Annotated in this window: 26 protein-coding genes; 9 read left to right on the forward strand and 17 right to left on the reverse strand. The window is 51.3% G+C overall.

Features of this window, described 5'->3' with window-relative positions; translation table 11 throughout:
* Positions 1-183: 183 nt before the first annotated feature.
* The 4 genes from xerC to lptM are packed head-to-tail and all read right to left on the reverse strand — an operon-like array spanning position 184 to position 2,683.
* Positions 184-1,083, reverse strand: coding sequence for a tyrosine recombinase XerC (xerC, locus tag B0475_RS15630; RefSeq protein ID WP_077412828.1), 900 nt, complete (start codon positions 1,081-1,083; stop codon positions 184-186).
* Entirely contained in the window at positions 1,061-1,747 is a 687-nt protein-coding gene (locus B0475_RS15635) for a DUF484 family protein (RefSeq protein WP_077412829.1), read from the reverse strand. Before B0475_RS15635 ends, xerC begins: the two co-directional genes overlap by 23 nt.
* Positions 1,740-2,516 (reverse strand): diaminopimelate epimerase, encoded by a 777-nt coding sequence (gene dapF / locus B0475_RS15640; protein ID WP_077412830.1) that lies wholly within the window; start codon positions 2,514-2,516, stop codon positions 1,740-1,742. The genes B0475_RS15635 and dapF overlap by 8 nt, the downstream gene beginning before the upstream one ends.
* On the reverse strand, positions 2,513-2,683 hold the full coding sequence (lptM, locus tag B0475_RS15645) for an LPS translocon maturation chaperone LptM (protein WP_077412831.1): 171 nt from the start codon (positions 2,681-2,683) through the stop codon (positions 2,513-2,515). The genes dapF and lptM overlap by 4 nt, the downstream gene beginning before the upstream one ends.
* A gap of 72 nt (positions 2,684-2,755) precedes the next feature.
* On the opposite strand from lptM, the gene B0475_RS15650 reads away from it, so the two are divergent.
* The 4 genes from B0475_RS15650 to B0475_RS15665 are packed head-to-tail and all read left to right on the forward strand — an operon-like array spanning position 2,756 to position 5,897.
* Positions 2,756-3,415: an alpha/beta hydrolase gene (locus tag B0475_RS15650; protein WP_077412832.1), complete on the forward strand. Its 660-nt coding sequence runs from the start codon at positions 2,756-2,758 to the stop codon at positions 3,413-3,415.
* Positions 3,412-4,167 carry a biotin--[acetyl-CoA-carboxylase] ligase gene (locus tag B0475_RS15655; RefSeq protein WP_077412833.1) on the forward strand — a complete coding sequence of 252 codons (756 nt, stop codon included), beginning with the start codon at positions 3,412-3,414 and terminating at the stop codon, positions 4,165-4,167. Before B0475_RS15650 ends, B0475_RS15655 begins: the two co-directional genes overlap by 4 nt.
* A 26-nt stretch (positions 4,168-4,193) precedes the next feature.
* On the forward strand, positions 4,194-4,853 hold the full coding sequence (locus tag B0475_RS15660) for an SPOR domain-containing protein (RefSeq protein WP_157893015.1): 660 nt from the start codon (positions 4,194-4,196) through the stop codon (positions 4,851-4,853).
* A gap of 9 nt (positions 4,854-4,862) precedes the next feature.
* Positions 4,863-5,897 (forward strand): glycosyltransferase family 4 protein, encoded by a 1,035-nt coding sequence (locus B0475_RS15665; protein ID WP_077412835.1) that lies wholly within the window; start codon positions 4,863-4,865, stop codon positions 5,895-5,897.
* Positions 5,898-6,257: 360 nt separating this feature from the next.
* Here B0475_RS15665 and B0475_RS15670 read toward each other — a convergent pair whose 3' ends face one another.
* From B0475_RS15670 to B0475_RS15685, 4 genes are read right to left on the reverse strand one after another with little or no spacing between them, the layout of a single operon-like run.
* Positions 6,258-6,572 (reverse strand): hypothetical protein, encoded by a 315-nt coding sequence (locus B0475_RS15670; RefSeq protein ID WP_077412836.1) that lies wholly within the window; start codon positions 6,570-6,572, stop codon positions 6,258-6,260.
* Positions 6,573-6,627: 55 nt separating this feature from the next.
* A complete protein-coding gene (locus B0475_RS15675) occupies positions 6,628-7,044 on the reverse strand; it encodes a DUF6678 family protein (protein ID WP_077412837.1) in 417 nt (138 codons plus the stop codon).
* A 37-nt stretch (positions 7,045-7,081) separates the two neighbouring features.
* Entirely contained in the window at positions 7,082-7,507 is a 426-nt protein-coding gene (locus tag B0475_RS15680) for a hypothetical protein (RefSeq protein ID WP_198538334.1), read from the reverse strand.
* 22 nt (positions 7,508-7,529) lie between these two features.
* Positions 7,530-8,051, reverse strand: a complete 522-nt coding sequence (locus tag B0475_RS15685; protein ID WP_077412839.1) for an HD domain-containing protein — start codon at positions 8,049-8,051, stop codon at positions 7,530-7,532.
* Between the two features lie 195 nt (positions 8,052-8,246).
* On the opposite strand from B0475_RS15685, the gene B0475_RS15690 reads away from it, so the two are divergent.
* Together B0475_RS15690 and B0475_RS15695 are read left to right on the forward strand one after the other, a co-directional pair.
* The gene (locus tag B0475_RS15690; RefSeq protein ID WP_077412840.1) at positions 8,247-8,690 is read left to right on the forward strand and encodes an SRPBCC family protein; all 444 of its coding nucleotides are present in this window, start codon (positions 8,247-8,249) and stop codon (positions 8,688-8,690) included.
* Positions 8,690-9,022: an ArsR/SmtB family transcription factor gene (locus B0475_RS15695; RefSeq protein ID WP_198538335.1), complete on the forward strand. Its 333-nt coding sequence runs from the start codon at positions 8,690-8,692 to the stop codon at positions 9,020-9,022. Before B0475_RS15690 ends, B0475_RS15695 begins: the two co-directional genes overlap by 1 nt.
* A 162-nt stretch (positions 9,023-9,184) precedes the next feature.
* Here the strand turns inward: B0475_RS15695 and B0475_RS15700 are convergent, their stop codons facing one another.
* From B0475_RS15700 to B0475_RS15715, 4 genes are all read right to left on the reverse strand, one after another.
* The gene (locus tag B0475_RS15700) at positions 9,185-9,805 is read right to left on the reverse strand and encodes a glutathione S-transferase family protein (protein WP_077412842.1); all 621 of its coding nucleotides are present in this window, start codon (positions 9,803-9,805) and stop codon (positions 9,185-9,187) included.
* Positions 9,806-9,995: 190 nt separating this feature from the next.
* Positions 9,996-12,167: an Ig-like domain-containing protein gene (locus tag B0475_RS15705; RefSeq protein ID WP_077412843.1), complete on the reverse strand. Its 2,172-nt coding sequence runs from the start codon at positions 12,165-12,167 to the stop codon at positions 9,996-9,998.
* A 629-nt stretch (positions 12,168-12,796) separates the two neighbouring features.
* Positions 12,797-13,684 carry a prenyltransferase gene (locus B0475_RS15710; RefSeq protein ID WP_077412844.1) on the reverse strand — a complete coding sequence of 296 codons (888 nt, stop codon included), beginning with the start codon at positions 13,682-13,684 and terminating at the stop codon, positions 12,797-12,799.
* A 26-nt stretch (positions 13,685-13,710) separates the two neighbouring features.
* Positions 13,711-14,058 (reverse strand): carboxymuconolactone decarboxylase family protein, encoded by a 348-nt coding sequence (locus tag B0475_RS15715; protein ID WP_198538336.1) that lies wholly within the window; start codon positions 14,056-14,058, stop codon positions 13,711-13,713.
* 196 nt (positions 14,059-14,254) lie between these two features.
* Here B0475_RS15715 and B0475_RS15720 point away from each other — a divergent pair, with 196 nt between their 5' ends.
* From B0475_RS15720 to B0475_RS15730, 3 genes are read left to right on the forward strand one after another with little or no spacing between them, the layout of a single operon-like run.
* Complete coding sequence (locus B0475_RS15720; RefSeq protein ID WP_077412845.1) at positions 14,255-15,433, forward strand: efflux RND transporter periplasmic adaptor subunit; 1,179 nt, start codon at positions 14,255-14,257, stop codon at positions 15,431-15,433.
* Complete coding sequence (locus B0475_RS15725; protein ID WP_077412846.1) at positions 15,423-18,518, forward strand: efflux RND transporter permease subunit; 3,096 nt, start codon at positions 15,423-15,425, stop codon at positions 18,516-18,518. Before B0475_RS15720 ends, B0475_RS15725 begins: the two co-directional genes overlap by 11 nt.
* 13 nt (positions 18,519-18,531) lie before the next feature.
* Positions 18,532-19,158, forward strand: a complete 627-nt coding sequence (locus tag B0475_RS15730) for a sulfotransferase (RefSeq protein ID WP_232781900.1) — start codon at positions 18,532-18,534, stop codon at positions 19,156-19,158.
* Positions 19,159-19,177: 19 nt separating this feature from the next.
* Here B0475_RS15730 and B0475_RS15735 read toward each other — a convergent pair whose 3' ends face one another.
* The 5 genes from B0475_RS15735 to B0475_RS15755 all read right to left on the reverse strand — a co-directional run bounded on the left by B0475_RS15735 (position 19,178) and on the right by B0475_RS15755 (position 22,315).
* Positions 19,178-19,987 (reverse strand): alpha/beta hydrolase family protein, encoded by an 810-nt coding sequence (locus B0475_RS15735; RefSeq protein ID WP_198538337.1) that lies wholly within the window; start codon positions 19,985-19,987, stop codon positions 19,178-19,180.
* Between the two features lie 100 nt (positions 19,988-20,087).
* Positions 20,088-20,606 (reverse strand): cytochrome b, encoded by a 519-nt coding sequence (locus tag B0475_RS15740; RefSeq protein ID WP_077412859.1) that lies wholly within the window; start codon positions 20,604-20,606, stop codon positions 20,088-20,090.
* Between the two features lie 119 nt (positions 20,607-20,725).
* Entirely contained in the window at positions 20,726-21,466 is a 741-nt protein-coding gene (gene bla / locus B0475_RS15745; protein WP_198538338.1) for a subclass B1 metallo-beta-lactamase, read from the reverse strand.
* Positions 21,453-21,842 carry a peptide-methionine (R)-S-oxide reductase MsrB gene (gene msrB / locus B0475_RS15750; RefSeq protein WP_077412849.1) on the reverse strand — a complete coding sequence of 130 codons (390 nt, stop codon included), beginning with the start codon at positions 21,840-21,842 and terminating at the stop codon, positions 21,453-21,455. Before msrB ends, bla begins: the two co-directional genes overlap by 14 nt.
* A gap of 68 nt (positions 21,843-21,910) precedes the next feature.
* Positions 21,911-22,315, reverse strand: a complete 405-nt coding sequence (locus B0475_RS15755) for a hypothetical protein (protein WP_077412850.1) — start codon at positions 22,313-22,315, stop codon at positions 21,911-21,913.
* Positions 22,316-22,833: the final 518 nt, after the last annotated feature.

Raw genomic sequence — 22,833 nt, forward strand, 5'->3', positions numbered from 1 at the left:
CTGGCTTGGATGCGCGAGTCAATCTGATTGCCTCAACTAAAAGCGGGTGCATTATAATGGTTTAAATAAGGCAACGCAACGGTTTTAGGGCAAAATTAGCAATGATTGTTGTTGTCGATTTCAGCCCTGATCCACCGGCCGTTTTTCACATGCGCCACAGACTGTCTGAGTTGTTGATAAAGGTTATTTACGCTTTTTTCTGGCCCGTGGGTGCGCCTTGTCGTAAACCTGCGCGAGGTGTTGAAAATTCAGGTGGGTATAGATCTGGGTAGTGGCCAGATCGGCATGACCCAGCATTTCCTGCACACTGCGTAAATCTCCCGAAGATTCCAGCATGTGACTGGCAAACGAATGGCGCAGCAAATGCGGATACACCCGCTCCCACAGCCCTTGCTGCTGAGCCCAATTCTTAACCCGTGCCTGGATGCTTCTGGGCTTAAGCTGTCCGCCACGCTTACTGATGAACACATATGGCCCGCTGTGCTGATTCCACAACACACTGATCGGCTGCCATTGCTGTAGTGCACTGATCGCCTGTTGACCCACTGGCACCAACCGCTCCTTGCTGCCTTTGCCCAATACCCTTACCAATCCGGCATTCAAATCCAGGTCAGGCCACTGCAGGCCGCTGAGCTCGGACAAGCGCAATCCAGATGAATAGAACAATTCCAGTATGGCCTTGTCACGGATTGCCAACTCAGAATTCAGGGGGATTTCGAGCAATTGAAACAAGGTGTCCACATCCAGCACCTGCGGTAAGGTGCGTTTAATCCTCGGCGTGGAAACCAGTTCAACCGGGTTGTTTTCCAACACGCCCTCGCCCACAAAATAATCAAAAAAGTTTTTCAGGTGCGAGCGGTACCGGGCCAGCGATTTGGCAGCGAGTCCAGATGCCGAACGGGCCATCAGATAACTGCGCAGATCACTTTCGGTCAACCGACTGATGTTTTGCTGTTTGGCTTCAGACAAATGGTCAATGAAGTGACTCAGGTCGCGGCGGTTGGCGGACACCGTCAGCGGTGATAAGCGCCGGTGTTCAGCCAGGTGCTGAACATACTGCTCAAGACATGACCTGAGTTTCATCGCCTGAATGGGTTTGTTGAAAATAGTGACACAGAACACCGGTCAGTTTTTGCAGGATGTCGCTGGACGCATTGGGCGGGAATTTATCTTCTTCCTGACTGGCAAATGCCAGTAAACCAAATTCAGCCTGATTGCCGATGGGTAAAACAATGGCTGAACCAATCTGCTGCTCACCAAACAGGCTGTTCAGCTGTTCCGATTTCAAGCGGCCTGCCAAAGGTTCGGTTTTCATTTGAAACAGAGAAAACTGCTGCCTGATTGCAGCGGTCATCATGATCAGGTCATCATGCCGGTTATCACCTGCCAGCCCTTCAGGCAGCACCAATCGGGTGTGCTCACTGGGAAAACGTTCATGCAGTTGCTCAACAAATGCCGTCAGATAATGGGCTGCCGACACCCCTGTCAGATCGGTGAGCATATCCACCAGGCGATTCATCAAGGATTCACTTTGCTGGGCATTGCGGATCAATTGATTCAATTGCTTATTCAGGACCTGATTTTTGTCTTGCAAGATACGCAGCTGATGAGTGGTCAGGTTGGTCAGCTGACCTTTGGGCGAGGTCACTTTCAGCTGATTAAGCAATTGCGGGTGTTCGGCAAAAAATTCCGGATGGCTCTCCAGATAGGCTTTGATGTCTGTGGCTTTGATTTCTGACTCACTCATGATTGATTTGTCCTCTGTACACCAATCGGGCCGGGCCCGTTAGTTTGATTTTATCACAGTCCAGGTCGTAGTTGACCTGCACATCTCCTCCCGGCATGGATACCGTGATCGGGTTGCCGGTACCGAGCAATTGTCCGGCGGCAATGGCGGCGGCACAGGCACCGCTGCCGCATGCCAGGGTTTCCCCAACACCCCGCTCAATCACACGGATGCGGATGTGCTGATCATTGATGCGGCTGATGGCTTCGGTATTAACCCCCGATTCGTGGACCTGTCTCGCTTGCGCACTGATGGCCGGCAAGTCAGAAGCTTGCAGGTCTTCTGCCACATAAGCCCAATGGGGGTTGCCCAGATTGACATAATGCCCGTTTACCCCGGCAATGGTTTGTGCCTGCTGAGTGATTTTTTGTGCCAGCTCAACGCTGATGTGATCCTCATCCTGGTAACTGAGCGTCACTGGCCCACCGGCACCCATGATGGTTATCGGCTGATCCAGTTCACCCTGGCGGTACAGATAATGAGCAATGGCCCGCTGACCATTTCCACACTGTTCCGCTGCGCCACCATCGGCATTGTAAAACTGGTATTGGATGCCAGCGGGTTGTTGACTGAGCACAATCAACTGATCGAAGCCCACCCCATAGCGGCGATCGGCCCATTGCGCAATGAGTGCAGCGTTGAGTGTCAGTGGTGTTGCGCCATCTCGCCAGTCGAGCAACATGAAATCATTGCCCAGGCCATGGAGTTTCTCAAACGCCAAACTGATCAAGGGTTGGTTTCCTGGGCGGTTTGGGCGGCCGATTCAGCCGGCTCATCAGGAATGTATAAGTCTCCTTTGTTGCCACAGGCAGTCAATGCCAGTGCAAAAAATACCACACTGGTGAGGGTTTTGTTGATGGATTTAAGCCATGCGATTACGGGTTGTTTGTTTTTCATGATTGGGGTTACCTGGCGGATCTGTCACGGTATAATAGAACGCTTTGCTCAGGATAACAAGTCACAGTCATTATGTTAGATTTCATCACCCAAAAAACCGGCGACAACCCCGAACTGCTCATCATCTGGCTGCATGGCCTGGGCGCAGATGGCCATGACTTTGAGCCAGTGGTGCCTCAATTCGCCAATCCGGATTGCGCCATCCAGTTTATTTTTCCTCATGCACCAGTGCAACCGGTCACCATCAATGGTGGCATGCGCATGCGCTCCTGGTATGACATCAAAATGATGGATATCGGCAAAATGCCCGATGAAGACGGTATCCGCGAATCTGAACAACGGGTTATGGAATTGCTCAATGCCCAAATCGATGCCGGCTTCAAGCCCGCACAAATCATCCTCGCAGGTTTTTCTCAGGGTGGTGCCATTGCACTGCATACCGCAGTGCGTATGAAACACAAACTGGCTGGCGTGATCGCCCTCAGTTGTTACCTGCCCATGAATGATCGGCTCACCACTGAACAATCTGGAGCCAACCTTGAAACCCCATTTTTCATCGGTCATGGCAGTTTTGATCCGGTGGTACCCATGGACCTGGGTAAAAGCGCCTATGAAACCCTCAGTGCCGCCGGCTACCCAGTCAGTTGGCATGAGTATCCGTTGCAACATGGCGTATCCATGGATGAACTGGAAGACATCAAACGCTTTGTTTTGGGGTTGAATCGCACTTGAGCCATTTAACGGCCAGTCAACAACTGATCGCCCGGCATCACCCTGAAATCCAGGTCGACTGGGTTGAGACCATTGATTCTACCCAATCCAGGGTTCGACCCAACAGCTTATTGATCAGCGAACACCAGGGTGCCGGTGTCGGCCGCCGGGGCAATCACTGGCTAACCCCGTCAGGTCAGGCCATTTGCCTGTCATACCGGTTCACGCTACCGTTGACTGCCAATCAAATGCATGGCTACGCCCTGGTGGTCGGCCTGTCAATTGCCGCCACCATCCGGCACTTTGACCCGACAGCACAACCTGGCCTTAAATGGCCCAACGACCTGTATCACCAGGGCCAGAAATTTGGCGGTATATTGATCAACCTGCACACCAGCACCAACAACGGACTCGACATCACCGTTGGCATTGGCATCAATTGGACGCTTGACCAGACCCAGCTTGACTCAGTGAACCAGCCAGTGACCAACATACCGCTCAAACAGCCACCCGCCCGCGCTGAATTCATCAGCCAATTGATCACCCGCATCAAGACCAACAACCAACGATTCACACAGCGTGGCTGGCCGGCCTTTCTGTCTGATTGGTTGCCGCTGGATGTCTTGCTGGACCAGCTGATCACCGTTCAGCAAGATGGACAACAACACCAGGGCTTGTGTCAGGGGGTCGATGAACAAGGGCGGTTACTGGTATTGATCGATGGCCGAATGAAGCACTTCTCCGGTGGTCAAGTGAGCGTCAGGGCGATATAATTGCCGTTTTACTCAACCGGCAGCCAATGCGATACCTCTTTATAGTTTTGTTGATGGCCAATATTGCGTTCTTTGTCTGGACGCAACGCATTGCCCCGCCGGAAAAGAAAAGCTTTCAGGTGGTTGACCCAGGCGTGAAAGCCTTGCAACTGGTGGCCGAAGCCGAACCCGACAAACCCACCGAAAGCATCAACAACCAATCCAGCGTCAACGATGACGTCAAACAAATGTGCTTTTCTGCCGGGCCATTTGACATCGAAGCCAATGTCCATGCTGCCGCTGAGATCGTTAACCCAGTGGTGCTGAAATCCAATATCCGCAAAATCACCACCACCCAGGAAGCGGGCTACTGGGTATATCTGCCAGCCCTGTCGAGCCGGGCCGAAGCCCTGAAAAAAGGCCGTGAACTGGCTGCTGCTTTTGTTAAAGATTATTATGTGGTCACCTCGGGAGACAATGAAAATTCGATTTCCCTTGGTCTCTATCGCGAACCTTACAACGCCGACAGCCGGATTGCTGAACTGCAGAAAAAAGGCTTTCAGGTCAACAAAGAAATCCGCATTGAACAATGGCCGGAATTCTGGTTGGACTTCAGCGTCACTGAAACCCAGCTACCGGGTCTGCCGGATCTCAAAGCCTCATACCCTGATGTCAGTCAGAATGAAGTGATCTGCAAAAACAACTGACTCACCAGTATGGCCCGCATCCTGTTCGCCGACACCAGCCACCCCAAACCCTATGATTACCAGGACCTGGCCGCACTGGCCATGGGAGGCACCGAATCCAGCCTGCTGCGAACCGCCCGGATTCTGCAAGGCAACGGCCATCAGGTCACGGTGTTTCAACAAGCCCGCGAACTGGCCGATGAACAACACGGTGTGCGCCTCATCGGCCCTGACCAACTGGACAACACCCAAGCACCGGAACATGTGGTGGTGTTGCGCAAGTTTCCCCAACTGCTGCGCTTTCAGCAGCAGTTCCCTGAGGCCCGGCTGCACCTGTGGATTCACACCTACAAGAACTGGGAATATGTGCTCAAGCGCGGCTTTCGGCTGAAACAGCCCTGGCAACTGATCACCAACTCGCACACCCACGCAGCCCATTGTGACCGTCTGTTGCACAAAGGCTTCTTTGGCCGGCTGTACAGCCTGTTCAAGGCCAGGGTGCCCATCCACACCTGTTACAACCCGATCCCCGCTGAACTGGCCGCAAACCCCAAAACCGAACGCGACCCGAACAAGCTGCTGTTTCTGTCAGCACCCAACAAAGGCCTGGCCCAGGTGCTCAGAACTTTTCAACAGATCAACCGCCACCTCAAAGGCCTGCAGTTGTACGTCGCCAATCCGGGCTACCGCAAAGACCACCCCGAAGACATCCCCAACGTGCATTATCTGGGTGCCCTGCCGGCTGAACAGGTACGCAACCACCTGGCCACCAGCCTGTGTGTGTTCTACCCGCAAGACAGTTTTGCCGAGACCTTCGGCCTGATCTACGCCGAAGCCAATGCCTTGGGTACCCCGGTGATGGCCCACGACATCGGCGCAGCCCGCGAAATCCTGCATCCCAACAACCCCCTGATCAAAGCCCACGACAACTACCAGATCACCAAAACCCTGGTCCACTGGCAACGCCAATTGCCCGAAGTCAGCTACAGAAAGGAGTTCGACGAACCGGCGATTTATCAGCAATGGGCAACGGCGTTGAGTTTGAATTCAAACACCACCCATTGATTCAGCTTTGTCACAGATGAACAGGGTTTAACGTGGACTGAAGTCCACGCTCCAATCTATCGCTCTGTCACTGCCACATCAAAAACAGACAATGCAAACCAACAACAAAAAAATTGAATTCCAGGCTAAAAAAATAGGTGCACACCTCAATGCCCCAACAGAGGGCTTTGATATCATTAGCCCTAACATGGAGCGTCGACTTCAGTCGACGACATCAGCACAGCTGATCACCCGACCCACGAGCCACAACAACCGACGGAAGTCAGCAACATGAAAGACAGGACGAACCGGAAATGTTTCTTTATCTATGGGATGTGACGATGCGCTTGTTAAAACAACCCACCTAACTCAACCTGGCATTCAGGCCTTTTGAAAAATAAACACCAACGCCAAGGCAGCCACACCTGCAAAACCAATACATCGACCAACCAACTGACCATCAATCATCAAGTCATGATTCTCATAGCGCCCAAGCTCTTTTCCACTCAAGTCTTTAACCAGACCTTTTCCGAAGCTGGCTGTTTTTTCACCATCATTAGAATAAACGAATCCCTCCTCTCCATAGTCGTATTCACCCAGTCGGATGTGTTGCTCCACTTTTAGCCAGCCAATTCCATGCCTGGCAAAAGCAATGATCTTTCCATCCTTATCAATTATGGTGTTCATTTCAGGCATTGATATCAATTAACTCAAATGATTGATGAATATCGAATTTTCAAAAATGGAACCATCAGTGCCCTATGTAAGCGTATAACCTCAGCTTATTGTCATCCGCCACACACTTAAATTGACCCAGTGCATTGATGAAGTCTTCAATGGCGGTGATGTCCTGCTTGTAAAGCCTGTTCCCTGCTTTGAGGTTATCTCTGGAAATGCAGTCCTCAAACTCTGATGGAAACTCAATCCACTCAACCTCTTTGTATAAAATTGGCTCAGCAAAGAAGGGTTTGAAATCAGGCACATCAAAATATGTACTGTTCACCTCTTCTCCATAGACCAATTTGTAATTAACAAAAAAACCATCAGCCAATCGGTCACACAACGCAGCAATCAATTTATCCCACTTGGCATCACTCATGAACGAAGCGGAAAACTTGGATTTGATGAGTTTGTTGATGGCTTGTAAAGATGGTCTGTCGTGCTTCATTTATTGTTGGTTATGATCCAAGTGAATCAATTGTACATTATGGTTGATCTTCCCTGGAATGGTTCTTCCTCCACTCCATGATGTATTCACAAATTGGCCATGGCTCATATCCATCCAAACCCCAACACTCGAACCTGTATTCAAATTCATCTTGATGAATGTTCATGTCTTGGTGCAGCCTTTTAAACACTTCGTTCTGTGATGGATGCGATTGAAGATGAAATGACACATAATCATTCAAACCCTCGATCAGAAAACAACCCAACAAACGCTTTTCAGCCAGTGTGGTGTCTTCGTCTTGATAGAGCTTCAAATATGCTTCCAGCTCTTCGACACGGCAAGCCGTGTATTCAAAATCCTGATCATATTGATCAAACCTTGAGGCTGGATCCACACCCAGCTTGCGCAATACGCTGGCAGCGGCATCCATGGTAGGGTATTTGATTTGAGTGTCATCAACCATTTCGTTCATCCATCGACATATATCAACTTCGCACCAACCCATCCAACCGCTCCCACAAGTCATCACACAAGCCTTTGCGGAAAACCGCTTGCCTGAACGTCGGGTGTTCCTGCTGATACATGTTGAGTTTGTCCGTGCGGCCATGGTCCCCACAGGCCTGTACATTGGCCAGGCGGTCGGCGGTTTTCACCAACAGCGCGATTTCCAGTTCTCCGGTGACTTCAGCCATCAGCGCATAGGTTTTGAGTTTGCGCTCTTTACGATCCGCTCCGGGCTGATCACTGAGGATGCCCACGGCACCGGCCACCAATGAACCGAACTTGGTTTCGATTTGTTCGACGGTCACAGCGGTGTCTTCGACCACGTCATGCAGGTAACCAATCACCTGTGCCACATCGCCATAAGGTTTCAGCAAGGACACCACCGCATCCAAGTGGTAGGCATAAGGCTGATCGCCATAACGCTGCTCACCGTGGTGTTGGATGGCGAAGTTTCTGGCTTGTTCCACGATATTCAATGTCTTGCCCCCTTGAGTTCCACTCATGTCAGATAAACACACGTCGTTAACTGCTCATGTTATCACAGCTGTATCCAGCAGTTTCAATGAGGAATGATTTCTGAATGGGTCACATGAATGTGATCAAATGTAATTGTGCATTCAACAATATGCAACCTAATGGTTGCATATAGCTGTTCGCTGTGCTTTAATAATTTGACTCCATCACACGAGGCACACTCCATGCAAAACATCATCGAACGATCCATCCGTATCCAGGCTTCCAAAGCAGCCATTTATGCCGCACTCACTGAAGCTGACAAACTGACCCAATGGTTTCCCAGCAGCGTTGAAGGGGACTTGACCCCGGGCAGTCAGCCGCTGTTTGGCTTTGGCGAACACGGCAAAAGCCGGGTCAGTATCGTGGCTGCTGAGCCGCATCATTACTTTGCCTATCGCTGGGTTCCGGGGGCCAATCACTGCGAAGGTGATGTCTCGCTGGTGGCCACCACGCTGGTGGAGTTTCGCATCAGTGAGGCCGAAGGTGGCTTTTGTGAAGTAAAAGTCACCGAATCAGGCTTCAATGAATTACCGGCTGACATCAAAGCCGATGCATTCAAACAAAACAATCAGGGTTGGGATTACATGGTCAACCGCCTGGAACAATTATTCACTGAGGCCGCCTGATGCAGGCTCAGGTATTCAAAGCCATGGGCGATCCGGCCAGACTGACCTTGTTATCCCGCCTGGCCTCGGGTGAAGGCCACACCATCGGCTCCTTGTCAGAAAACCTCGGCATGAGCCGCCAGGGAGCGCGCAAACAATTGCAGGTGCTGGTAGCGGCTGAATTGATCGAGTTGCACAAAGTGGGCCGGGAAACCGAGGTCACCATCAACATCGGCCAACTGCAACAGGCCAGGGCCTTCATCCGTGAGCTGGAACGCCAGTGGGATCAACGCTTGTCCGCCCTCAAAGCTTTTGTCGAACAGACTGACCCATCATCAGAAGCTGATGGCTGAACATGGGTAGTGGCTGTTACGTGATACACAACCCCTGGAGGGTCGACTTCAATCGACGACATCAGCGCAGCTGAACACTCAACCCTCAAGCCACTGACAAAACCAACTGACTCGGCTTTCTCGCAGATCAATGTGGTGTGAAGATCTGAGACCAGGACTGCATCACTCAGCCTGTTCAAACACATCCGGGCGCATCGGCACATAACCTGGCAATTGTTCGATGCGCTGCAGCCACTGTCTAATGGCTGGATATGTGGTCAAATCAAAACCGCCTTCATGGGCCACATGGGTGTAGGCATACAGCGAAAGGTCAGCGATGGTCAGCTGCTCTCCACACAAAAACGGGGTTTGTGAAAGCTGTTGTTCCATCACCACCAGGGCTCGGTGGCCGCCTTCTTGTTTGGTCACGTATTCAGCCCGGCGATCATCCGGTAAACCCAGGTACAGATTGATGTACCTGGCAACCGCGATGAAAGGCTCATGGCTGTATTGTTCAAAGAACTGCCACTGCAACACCAGCGCCCGTTGCCAGCGATCTTCCGGCAACAACTGGCTGCCTTCGGCCAGGTAATTGAGGATCGCATTGGATTCACTCAGAGTGTCACCCTCATCGGTCACCAGCAAGGGTATCTTGCCATTGGGGTTAAGCTGTTTAAACGCCTCAGTCTGAGTTTCTCCGGCCAGGATGTTGACCGGCACCCATTCGTAATCGCGGCCCAACAGGCTCATCAACAGCTGCAGTTTGTAACAATTGCCGGAACGGCCATCACCATAAATTTTCATGCCCACATTGTATGTCAGAATGACACTTGATCGACGATCACAGCATGGCTTTTAATCATCAACGCTTGCTCTGACCTTCCTCTGTGGGTGGCTGGCTGACATCTTTGGCCATCAGCATCTCATCAATCTGCCTGAAAGCAGTCACTCATAACCACACGGTTTACATAGAAATCAGCGCAGCTGATCCTGTTCAATTCGGAACGGGAGTGGCGTCAAAAGCATTGAACAGGCCATCACCATCAAAATCATCCAATGGAAATTGGTCAACCAGGATCGCTGTCATCCATTCGATGATTCTTTGTTCTGTCAACTGTGAATTGCCATGTCCTCTGAGTGAGAAAGTATGTCCCATGTATGCCAGGTTGTCATTCTCAGGGTTGTAGATTGGTTGTGGAAGCGGCTGTATTTTAAGCAAAAAAGCATTCAGATTTGTCAAATTCTGTAAGCCCTCAAAACCGCTGAGAAAGATCAGATCAGAGCGGGTTATCATGAATTCGATCAGCCCGGAAGTGTCATCGCCCTGATTTGCTGTTCCCCCATTATCCTGCATGGAGATTTGTACCAGGGCACTGCCATAATTGGCCGTGAATCCGACAAACAACTGTCCTGCATCGTTGACATCGATGTCTTGAATGACTGCATTGGTATCTGCCACCACAGTGAGGTGAAAATCCAACACCTGCTGCCAGTCTTCATCTGCAGGACCGAAATTCAGGTCAAAGGCAAAAGCATCAACCCAAAGCTGGTTTTGATCATTCAGGTTGTTGGCAGCGAGCACATCTCCGGTCACCGCAAAAGACGGGGCATCATTGACACAAACCACCGTAACTTGCACCATGCCCTGAGCGCCTCCGTTTAATTCATATGAAAATTGGTCCGCGTTTTGATTGTCATTGCAATAATCATCGGCTGGGGTGTACACCACTTCATTGTTTTGTACCGATGCGGTGCCAAAGTCAGGTTGGGTCAGCCCAACGATGATCATGGGACCACCATCACTGTCGGTATCATTTTGTGTCACATCAATGACCAGGTCATCATCCTCAATTCCTGTGGCCGCATCATCCACAGCTGATGGCAACAGGTCAATATCAAACACATAAGCCGCACCTGAATCATGTGCACTGCTGGCTTCCTGTGCATCATCTTTGTAGGCACCCACAACGGCTGTGCCTGCGGACAATGCCACCGCATTACCCAGTTGGTCGTTAACCCTTGGTGTACCATCGTTGGCCAGTAAGAGATTCGATTGAACCCAGTTGTCACCATTGTGATAAAATCCATATGCAGAACCGGAAGAAATGCCATCATCATCATTACCAAAAGCCCCCACCAAAGTGCGGTTGCCTGAAATGGCCACGCTCCAGCCAAAATAATCGGACGCAACACCATCATCAGCCAACAACTGCCCTGTTTCCAGCCAGGATGAGCCACCCAATGACTGAAACACATACGCAGCACCGCTGTCAACGTTGACGGCATCATGACGCGGTGCGCCCACAATTAACTGGTTGTTGTCGGTTCTGATGCTGTAGCCAAATTGATCTCCCCCTGACGTATCACTGCCCCTCAATGCCTGGCTTTCAACCCAGTCTCCATTGACCAGATCAAAAACGTAAACCGTCCCCATGTCTGCTTCGGTGTCACTGTGATCCAGGTGCGCTGCTACGAACGCAGTATTGGCCTCCAGTGCAACACTGAAGCCAAAGCTGTCTCCGGCTGCGGCGTCAGCGGCCGTTAACTTCTCCATTTCAGTCCAGTCAGTGCCATCAAACTCAAACACATAGGCCGAGCCCGAAGATGTACCAGCATCATCGTTGCGATGAGCACCAATCAGGGCCCGGTCACCAGACAGGCTGACTGAGTTACCAAACAAATCAAACGACGCTTTGTCTGAGGCATGGAGTTTGTCCATTTCCAGCCAATTGGTACCGTCAAACTCAAACACATAAAAAGCACCAATGCCACCTGTCAGACCATCTGTAGCTGCCGGTGCGCCCACCAAAAGACGATCACCCTCTAAGCTGACCGACTTACCAAAACCATCATTCACACCAGGCTCTGCTGCGGTCAGCCTGATCATTTGTTGCCAATTACTGCCATCAAACTCAAAGACATAAACAGCCCCCGTGCGATCGCCTTCAACAATGGCTTGATTGGCGCCTATTGCCATGCGATCACCATCCACACTGATGGCTTGACCGAAAAAATCTTCGGCCTGACCGGCAGGATCGAATAGTTTTTCCAATTGTGTGATGGCAGCGAAGTTATTTTGATGGTCCTGACTGGCCATTGCGGTGGTCAGAACCAATGAAATAATGACCATACAGCCATGGAGTGTGCGGTTAATTTTGTTTGTCATGAGGTTCAATAAACAGATGAATTACCGGTATAAATATCTCTGCCAGTGTTTACTGACAATTAATTTTAAATTTCACAGACGCAGTCTGTCAGCACCGCCTGAAAAACAGACAACATGAAAAGTTGCAAGAGCTGGGCTGTGATCAGGTATTGAAAACTGTTCAGCTGATTAATCAGTCCACATCAACCCATTCAATTGAGCCAATAAACCGTCCCACAAACCCCGGCGTGACACAGCTTACCGGCAGTTTTGCTGTTCCTGTTGAATCATCCCCCAATTGTCTTAGCGGTTATGTTTGACAAAGGCTGGCACATTGGCCAGGCAATCCGCGGTTTAAACCAATAAGGCGATTTTGAGATCACCTTTGGTTTTGGCCATCAATGCGTGGGATTTCTGTTTGCGTTGCTTGCGGTTCTCACCGGGCTAATCGCTGAAGGGGCCTGCAACACCAACCACCAGGAGCCGAATGAACCTGTCCCTTGGTCAAATAACGCAGATCACCGTGCTGGCGGATGAACAATTCTCTGACCTGAGTTATTGAATCAATCATTGTTTGCGGTCCATTGGATTACTTGATGTGAGGGATCATGTCACATCAAGCGATGAAGCCACAAAATCACTCCTTGATTTCAGTCCAGCAGCAAAGTCAGTGCCAACACCAGAGGAGTGAGGACTGCAGCCACCACATTGGCCGCCAGCAAGGCGGGACGCTGACCGATTGAATGCTGCCATTGAACCGCACCTTTGACTGCCACAATGGCACCCAACATTGGGACCAGCGCCCACATGGATGTCCGTGGCAAGGCCTCAATGAAGACCATCATCATCAACAACACAACGGCCAACATTGCAAACAGAACATATACCACATGGCTGGCAACAAGACCGTATGCAATGGGGAAAGTACATCTGCCGGCCTGTCGATCAGCATTGATGTCAGGAACCTGGTTGAGCAGCAACAAATTGTTGATCAGACAAAATACCACGGCTGCCACCACCCATATCTGCCACGCCAGTACACCGGTCAAAATCACATATGTACCGACCGTCATCACTGCGCCAAAGCCAAGCCCCGGTGCCAACAAACAAATCAACGGCCAACGATTCAACCAGGGGGTGTAACTGAGCACCAGCACAACACCCAATAAGCCCAGTGGCAGAAGGGCCTGACCTGTGAATGACATCAGGTACAAACCAATAACCACAGAAACGGCCAGAAAGAACAAACCGAGGGCCAGCACCACAGGAGCACTGGTAGCTTCAGCCGGTAAAGCACCGCTGCCACCGCTGAAAGGTGTTTGGTGGGTATTAAAATCCAGACCTGTCTTGAAATCGCTGTATTCATTGAGCATGTTGACGCTGATGTGTGCGCACAGGGCAGCGGACATCACCAACAATAACAATCCTGTTTGACTGTTCGCTCCGCCTTTTAATGCCATGCTATAACCCAAAAACACACACACCGGACTAAGAATCAGGAACGGTGGCCGCATGGTTTTGATCACGGTCATCAGCATGATTTAAACACCTGAATTGCTGGCAACTACAGTCCTTGTTTCTGGTATTGTTCAACCGCTTGCATGGCCTCAATGCCATAGACCACTGAGGGGCCACCGCCCATCAGGATGGCCACCGCCACGGTTTCTGCAATTTCGGCTTCGCTGGCACCAGCGACCATGGCATCATGAACATGATAAGTGATGCAGCCATCACAACGCACAGTGATGGCAATACCCAGGGCAATCAATTCTTTGGTCTTACCATCCAGTGCACCGGGTTTGATGCTGGCTTCATGCAGCGCACCGAACCCTTGCATCACTTCAGGCATGGCTTGTCCCAGGTGTTCCATCCATTGATTCAATTCAGCATAATGTTCAGGGTAATTTTTCATGGCGATCTCCAGGTATTGAGGTTTGTGATGAGTCTTTATTGTAAGTCTGACCAAGCCATTCTTTTTTGACTGAAGTCAATCATCTGTATGATATCTGCCATCAGGCTTCACGCCTTTTTGAGATCCCCGACATTAAGATGGCCTGTCTTCTGCGGGGCTTGTATACTGATGATGAAAACACTGACACAAAAAAAACATGACTGACCACACATCCAACAAACCATCATCTGCCAAAAGCTGGCTGATCAGTCTGGTTATATTACTGGCGGGTGCCGGTTTTTCCTGGCTGATTTTCAGCACCGAACCCGAGGCTCAACGCGAGGGCGCGACTCGCAAATCCGCCATGCTGGTGGATGTCACGCCTGTACAGGTAGGCGACTACTCGCCAATCATTGAGGCCATGGGTACTGTGGTGCCGGCGAAGGAGATTGAATTGCAGGCCAGGGTCAGTGGCGAGGTCACCGGACTGGCCGACACGTTCATTCCCGGCACCATCATTCAAGCCGGCAAGTTGCTGGTTGAACTGGATGACACCGATTACCAACTGGCCGCACAACAAGCCCAGGTTGAGCGATTACAGGCCCAAGCTGCACTGCACATTGAACAAGGCGAACAGCTGGCGGCCCGACAACAGTATGAACAGTTAGGACGTGAGGTCAGTGAACCACAAAAATCCCTGATCCTCAGGGCCCCTCAACTACAACAGGCAGAGGCTGCCGTGATGCTGGCCGACACCCGGCTTCAACAGGCTCGCACCAACCAGGAACGCACCCGTATCACCGCTCCTTTTACTGGCAAATTGCTCAGTACCGGGGTCAACCTGGGCTCACAGGTCAGTCCGGGTGATGACCTGGGACATCTGGTGGGAGTTGACCGCTGGTGGATTGAAGCCACTTTACCTACCAGACAATTGCAGTGGCTGGACCAGGAAAACACGGCAGCGGTGATGGTGCATGACCGACAGGCCTGGACCGCTGGCGTGATGCGTGAAGGCAGCCTGATCAGTGTGCTGGGCCAGGTCGATGAACAAACCCGCCTGGCACAGGTATTGATTGCAGTGGATGACCCGTTGGGGCTGTATTCGGATCAGCCAGCCTTGATCATGGGCGCTTTTGTCAACACCCGGATACCGGCCAAATTACTGACCCAGGTGGCCCGCATTCAACGCGAGCTGGTGCGCAAACAAGACACCATCTGGTTGATGAATGATGAACAACTGGAAATCAGAACTTTGAATGTGGTATTCCGCGATGAACAATATGTATATGTTAAAGGCAGCCTGAAAGCTGGTGAACACATCGTCACCACCGATCTGTCTCGGGTCATTGATGGTGCCGCTTTACGACTGAATTCTGATCAATCCAATGGCAACTGATCCCAGGCTAAACATCAAAACCGGACCGATAGCCTGGATGGCGGGCAACCCAGTGGCTGCCAATCTGCTGATGTTGATCCTGCTGGCCGGTGGTGTGTACATGGCCTTTGCCGTCAAAAAAGAGGTGTTCCCGTCATTTGAACTGGACATCATCAACATCTCAGTGGCTTACCCCGGATCATCACCAGCCGAAGTTGAGCAAGGCATATTACAACCCATTGAAGATGCCGTTCGTTCTGTACAGGGCATCAAAGAACTCAGCGCCACCGCCAGAGAAGGGTCCGGATCAGTAACCCTGGAGCTGGTCAGCGGCACCGATCGCATGAAGGCCTTCCAGGAAGTGGACCAGGCAGTCAACCGCATCCGCACCTTTCCCGTCGATGCCGAAGACCCTGAAGTCAGCATCCGTGCCCAACAACAGGAAGTCATGGATGTCGGCCTGTATGGTGATGTTGATATCTGGACTTTGCGCCAGCTGATTGAACAGCTGCGCGACCGTTTGCTTTCTGAGCCTGAAATCACCCAGGTTGAACTGGGCAATATGCCGGATTACGTGACCCATGTTGAGGTCAGCCAACAGCAACTCAGGCGCTATGGTCTGACCCTGGATGACATCGCCAGGCTGATTGCCCAGTCAGGTCGGGATGTACCCGCCGGTTCTATTGAGACCAGCAGCGGCGAAATCCTGTTACGCCTCAATGAACGCAAACAATGGGCCAGGGAATTCAGCACCATCCCGGTGGTCACCGGTGACAATGGTGCCACGGTCACCCTGGGAGAACTGGCCAGCATTGAAGATGGCTTTGAAGAAGCGGGTTTTCATTCACAGTTCAATCGCCAGCCTTCCGTGGAACTGAGTGTCTTCAGGGTCGGCGATCAATCACCTTTACAGGTTGCGGCGGCTGTTCAACGGGTACTGGATGAGTTGGACACCACTTTGCCTCAGGGGGTGAAGTACCGGATTGACAGCAACGACGCAGAAAACTTCAAAGACCGGCTGGACCTGTTGATGTCCAACGGCCTGATGGCATTGATCATCGTTTTGGGCATTCTGGGAGTCTTTTTAGAATACCGGCTGGCTTTCTGGATCATGATGGGCATGACGATTTCTTTTGTCGGTGGTATTTTGTTCATGCCAGTGGTGGATGTCAGTATCAACATGATTTCCATGTTTGCCTTTTTGGTGGTGTTGGGTATTGTGGTCGATGATGCCATCGTGGTGGGAGAGAACATCCATGAATTCCGACAAAAAGAATCCAATTATCTGAATGCAGCAATTCGTGGCACCCGGGACATCGCCATCCCGGTGACCTTCACCATCCTGACCACCATAGTGGCTTTTATTCCGATCATGTTCATCCCCGGAACCACCGGTAATTTCTGGTGGCCATTCCCCGTGGTGGTGATCATTGTGCTGTTGTTGTCGTTGATTGAAGCCTTGTTCATTTTGCCGGCTCATCTGGCACATCAGAAACGCGCCACCACCCGCTTGGGGAAAGCCATTCACCACCGCCAGCAAACCATTGCTTCGGGATTCAATCGATGGGTTCAAAACCGTTACCGGCCATTTGTTGATGTGTGTCTGCGCAATCGCTATATCACCCTCAGTGCGGGCTTGTCGTTGCTGATCATTTCAGGTGCCTATGGCGTCAGTGGGCACATGGGTTTCATCACCATGCCCCGGGTGGCTGCCGATGAAATCGAGGCCGGAGTGCGGCTGCCGGTGGGCACCACCCGCGAACAGGCCGCCGGGATGGCCGAACTGATCACCCGCTCCACCGAACGCATGTTCGAAGCGCACGACCTGCACAAGGTGGCTGAAGGCGTCAAAGCCAATGTTCGTGGCCGGGGGTTTATCGACGTAGAGATTGTCATGTTGCCGCCGGATGAGCGGAACATGAGCGCCGCCGAACTGATCGAACTGTGGAATCAGGAAATCGGTGATTTACCAGGCATCAATCAGATCACTTTTGAAGCCGAACGTGGCCCGGGTGGCTGGCGAGATGACATCAGTGTCGACCTGAGTCACAACGACCCCGAGATGCTGGTGGAGGCCAGTCAGCGTTTCAAAGCAGAAATGGAAAACTTTGCCGCTACCCGCAACATCAACGACAATTACAATAAAGGCAAGCAACAATACAGCTTCACCCTGTTGCCGGAAGCCCGATTACTGGGGCTGACAGCAGACATGGTCGGACGACAAATCCGCAACGCCTTTTTCGGTGCCGTGGCCATACGGCAACTGCGTGGTACCAATGAAATTGAAGTGCGGGTCAAATTACCACTAAAGGAGCGCCAGGATCACCAGACCCTGGATCAATTGTTGATCAGAACACCGGGCGGCAGCGAAGTGCCACTGACCGACATTGCGGTGTTGAACAGCGGCGAAGCCTTCAGTTCACTCAGCCGGCGCAACGGTCTTCGGGTGATCAACGTAGGTATGGATGTGGAGCCACAAAACGCCCTGAGCCGGGTGTCAGCGGCAATGAAAGAACAGGTTTTGCCTGAACTGCGGGCCGAGTTTCCCGGCCTCAACTGGAGTTTCCGTGGCAGCGATGCCCAGATGCGGGAATCCACTCAGGTATTGTGGGCCGGCTTTGCCATGGCCATGTTTGTGATTTACGCCCTGTTGGCGGTTGCTTTCCGCAGCTACTCTCAACCCATGATCGTGATGATGGCCATCCCCTTCGGAGCCATCGGTGTGGTCATTGGCCACCTCACTTTGGGGTACGATTTGTCACTGGTCAGCCTGATGGGTACGGTGGCACTGTCCGGGGTGGTGGTCAATGGCGCCTTGATCATGGTTGATCATGCCAATAAACGCCGTGCCGAGCTTTCCGCACTGGAGGCCATCCGCGAGGCCAGTGTCAGGCGGTTCAGACCAATTGCCTTGACCACACTGACCACCTTCGGCGGCCTCACGCCGATCATCCTGGAACGCTCGATGCAGGCAGCCCAATTGATTCCCATGGCCATCGCCCTGGGCTTTGGTATCGTCTTTGCCAGCGCGGTGATTCTGCTGTTGGTTCCGTGTTTTTATATGATGGTTGAAGACATCAAAGGCAAATGGGCGTCCATCAATTGAACCGTTCAGACTCATGTTGAACAAACTGTTTGTCATTGGCCTGCCGAGAACCGGCACCACCAGTTTGTGTGCCGCCTTGCTGGCGCATGATTTCAAAGTGGCCCACACTGCTTACACCAGACAAACCTTTGAACTGGCCGAAGTGTTTGCAGATACCCCCTGTTTTTCTGATTATCAACAATTGGACCACTTGTTCCCAGGTTCACAATTTGTTTACCTGGACCGGGACTTGTCAGCCTGGGTACCTTCGGTGCGAAAACTGCTGATCAAAATGCACAGCAACCTCAGCCCCTCTGGACATTTCAACCCAATCATTAAACGTTGTTTCAATGAAACCTTTGGGTTGCTGACCCACAACGAGCCTTTAAGCACCAGTCACCTGACACACTGCCATCAGCAACACCAACAACAAGTTTTTGATTACTTTGCCGGCCGGGACGATTTGTTGCGGCTGGACATCAGCCAGGCCGGCAGTCTGACTGGCTTGCTGAACTTCATGGGAAAAACAACTGATCAGCCGCTGGATTTCCCTCATCTGAATGGCGGCAACAAAGTGTCTGCCTGGCGCAACATCAAACATCCCAATAAAGTCAATTCAAGCGCTTCGGGCCCCCAGCGCAGACGGTTCTTCGATTATTGACTGGCCTGAACTGTGGCCTTCATTTGACCAATCGTTTGACCCAGTCAGTAACCGTACTGAGGGTTTCGCTGATGTTGTTGTGACCCAGGGAGGAAAACAACACGTATTCATAAGGATGACCTTGTTTGGCCAATGCCTTCAGGCGACGAACAGACAAGTCAACCGGTATGCTGCCATCCTGAGCACCAAACACCCACAGACCCGGAACCTGTAACTGCTTCAAACTGTCCACCGGGTTGGAGTCCTTACCCAAAAAATCTGGCCAGACATAGGGCGTTTTTCTGGCCCTCAGGGCTTCTTCATAAGAAGGAACTTCGGCACCATCCAGGTCACGCGTGTATCGACTGTAAATATCTTCTTCACTGACTTTACTGACTGGCCCACTCCAGATCACCATGAAATCAGGTCGTGGTTCTTGTTCAGCAGCCAAAGGGATCAGCCACCCCGCCTGACTGATGCCAATCAGACCTGCCGGTACCGCTTGTGCCTGTGGGTGTTGGCGCAACACCTGCAAGGCTGCGGCGGCATCTGCCGCCAGCAAATTGACGTTGTGTTCGCTGACACGTTGTTTGCCTTCATAGGTACCACCAGACTCACCCACCCCACGTTTATCATAAACCAGGGTCACAATGCCTTTTGCAGCCAGCGCTCTGGCCAATGGTAGATTGCGTTTTTGGGGACCCGAGCCATGAACGAAAACCGCCGCCACATGACCAGTCTGGTTGAGCGGATAAACCACCGTGCCAGACAATTGAACATCATGGCTGTTGAAGGTGATGTCATCAGACCTGACATCAGCAGCCAGTAACTGACTGCTGAGCAGAAACATCAACAGGGCGGATGTGCAGAAGGCCCTCTGCTTGCATGCTGGATTATTCATGCATTAAGAACGGTTTTGCTGACAAATTGTTACCTGTCACTGCAATGATTTATTGCCACATCCTTGGCAACACGTTCTGTTCAGTTTTGCGGTGTTTGATGGCCATCGCCACATGTCCAACGATCAACAACAACAAAGCCCAACCCAATTCACCATGAAAATCACTGCCCGCATCCATCATCCATTTGATTTTGTCACCTTCAAAGCCGGCAAACAACTGTATACCAAACACTTCAAAAGTACGACCTGAACCGTACTGTCTGAGCAAGCCCAGTACCGGCACAGCTATCAACACCAGATACAAGGTCACATGTCCCAGTTTACTGAACAAGCTGATCGATGACGGTCGGCGGGAAACATTGATCAGAGCCCACAGCACCCGCAAGACCATCAATGCCAGCAACAACACACCCAATGGTTTATGCGATGGCCAGAAAAACGCCTCAATGGCGGTGTCTTCGAAAAAGTTGTGTGATGCCGCACTGAGCAACTGCCACACAATCAGCAGCGCCATACCCCAATGCAATAACCGGCTGATCAAGCCATATTTTTCATTATTGTCCCACATAGTTTTACCCTCTTTTTCAATTGTTAAACAGGTCATCAAGCTGAGCGCCACAGACCAAAAAAACATCCACCTTACCCATCATTCAGTGATTTGTAAAGGCAGCTACAGACAACAATTCTTCATTGAAAAGGTTCAATCAACTGCTTTTTTGCCAGTTCGTGGGTGTGCCTCAACAAAACACCATCACCAATCCTGCCATGCCCTGGAATCACTGTCCGGACATCCGGATAACGATGAATCACCCGCTGTACAGAATCCGCCCACTGATCAATCTTCGCTTCGCCGGTGTAGCCCAATCCTTTGGCTGCCATTGAGCGTATCAAACAACCTCCGAACAGCAGTCTGTGTTTCGGCAGCCAGACCACCACATTGTCCACCGTGTGACCGCCACCGGGGTAATACACCTCAAGTGTTCCCGGCACCCAGGAATACGCCGGGCCGGTGAATGCTTTTGCAGCCGAAGGTTTACCATTGGCTTGTAGGATGTCATTGGTCAAAGCCAGGGCATGGGTCGAAATACCCTGCTTGTTCAGCCAGCCAATGCCTCCGGCGCGGTCTTCATGGGAGTGGGTCGGCAGGCTGCCAGCCAGTTGCCAACCCTGATCATGGATCCAAGTCACCAGCTGTTCAGTGTCTGGTTCCGACCATGGGGTATCGATCAGATGGGCTTGTCCATCATTAACCACCACCAGACCGTTGGCGCTGACCAGGCCAAAACTTTGGGTCTGATGATATGACTGATGCAGGTACACACCCCCGGCCAGCGGCTCAATGCTGAGCTGGGGAACTTCGGTGGCCATCGATGCGATTGTGCAAAGCAACAACAGGCAGGTGAAGCAGTGCTTCTTACAGTTGTTCATCAAAATCAACCGAAACTGAATTCACACAATAGCGCAGGCCGGTGTCAGTCGGGCCATCATTGAATACATGGCCCAGGTGGCCTCCGCAGTTGGCACAAACCACTTCGGTGCGGCGCATACCATGCGAGTCATCAAACACTTCTTTGATTTTTCCGGCTTCAATTTCCCGGTCAAAACTCGGCCAGCCGCAGCCGGCATCAAACTTGGATGAACTGTCAAACAACACTTCACCACAGGCTTTACAGCGGTACTGCCCGTCTTTGAAATTCAGGTTGTATTCACCGGTATGCGGCCGTTCGGTGGCTTTGTTGACAATCACTTCATAACTGACCGGATCAAGGCGTTCTTTGAGTTGTTTTTTCAGATCTTCTTTCATGGGAATTGGGTCAATGGTTTTGAATAAGGTTACAGTATAAAACAATCAACACGACTGGTCATGGCTGATCAGCAAAACCAGCCCCTGAGCCAGCCAACACCGTAAGGCGCGATGGCGGTGATGAGCAGTATCAAAGGCCAGGTGTTGCCGTTTTTGAACCTGTAAGCCTGCCGCATTTCGCTCAACGTTTTGCGCTGAGCAAAGCCCAATGAAAATTCAAACACCAGGGTCAGCAACAGCCAGATCAGGCCCAAGTAAATCAACGTTTCACGATCCCAGACGCCAATCCAGGGCACCAGCCACCAGGCCATCAGCACAATTGCCGAACCCAGCAATAAACCACTGATGAGATTTGCCGGTCGCTGACCCATGATTTTCAGCAGCACCGCTTCCCTGAAGCCACCATTGACCACGGCCAGCAACAATATGGCCAGCCACACCACACAGGTTTTCAGGATGATGCTTGTGGTCATGAATTAAGCTCCGGTGAATCAACGAACTGATTGTACCGCACCAACCGATTTTTCAGCAGGTCAGGATTTAATGATGGTGGCATTGATTTCCACCAGCTGATCGGCATAACCCAGCAGCGGCACACCCAGCAAGGTGGCTGGTGGTACCTGGCCGGGAAAAAACAGTTACTCTGACCCCGCTGATTTGACCCCGCTGATTTAAGTTGCCAATTACAATAAATCGACAAATTTGTGTTGATGAAACAACGTAACATAACAATAAACAAAGTGCGGTTTTCACATCGTGAAAGAAGTGCTGCAATGTTAGTAGTCATGCTTACACATCGTGTCCAGGTGAGTCTGGAAAAACTTAACCATTTCATTTAAATTACTGTATTTTTGGGTAAATGCAACCTGGAACGATCAAAATACTTAAGGTTTCTTCCCTTGATTGTGCCTGTCCGCATTGTTCCTTCCCAAATGATCCAAAAAGTCAAAATTAAGAAAGATTTCAAGGGTTAGTCAGGTTTCAAGTATGT

Source organism: Marinicella sediminis (assembly GCF_002000055.1).
Taxonomy (GTDB): Bacteria; Pseudomonadota; Gammaproteobacteria; order Xanthomonadales; family Marinicellaceae; genus Marinicella; species Marinicella sediminis.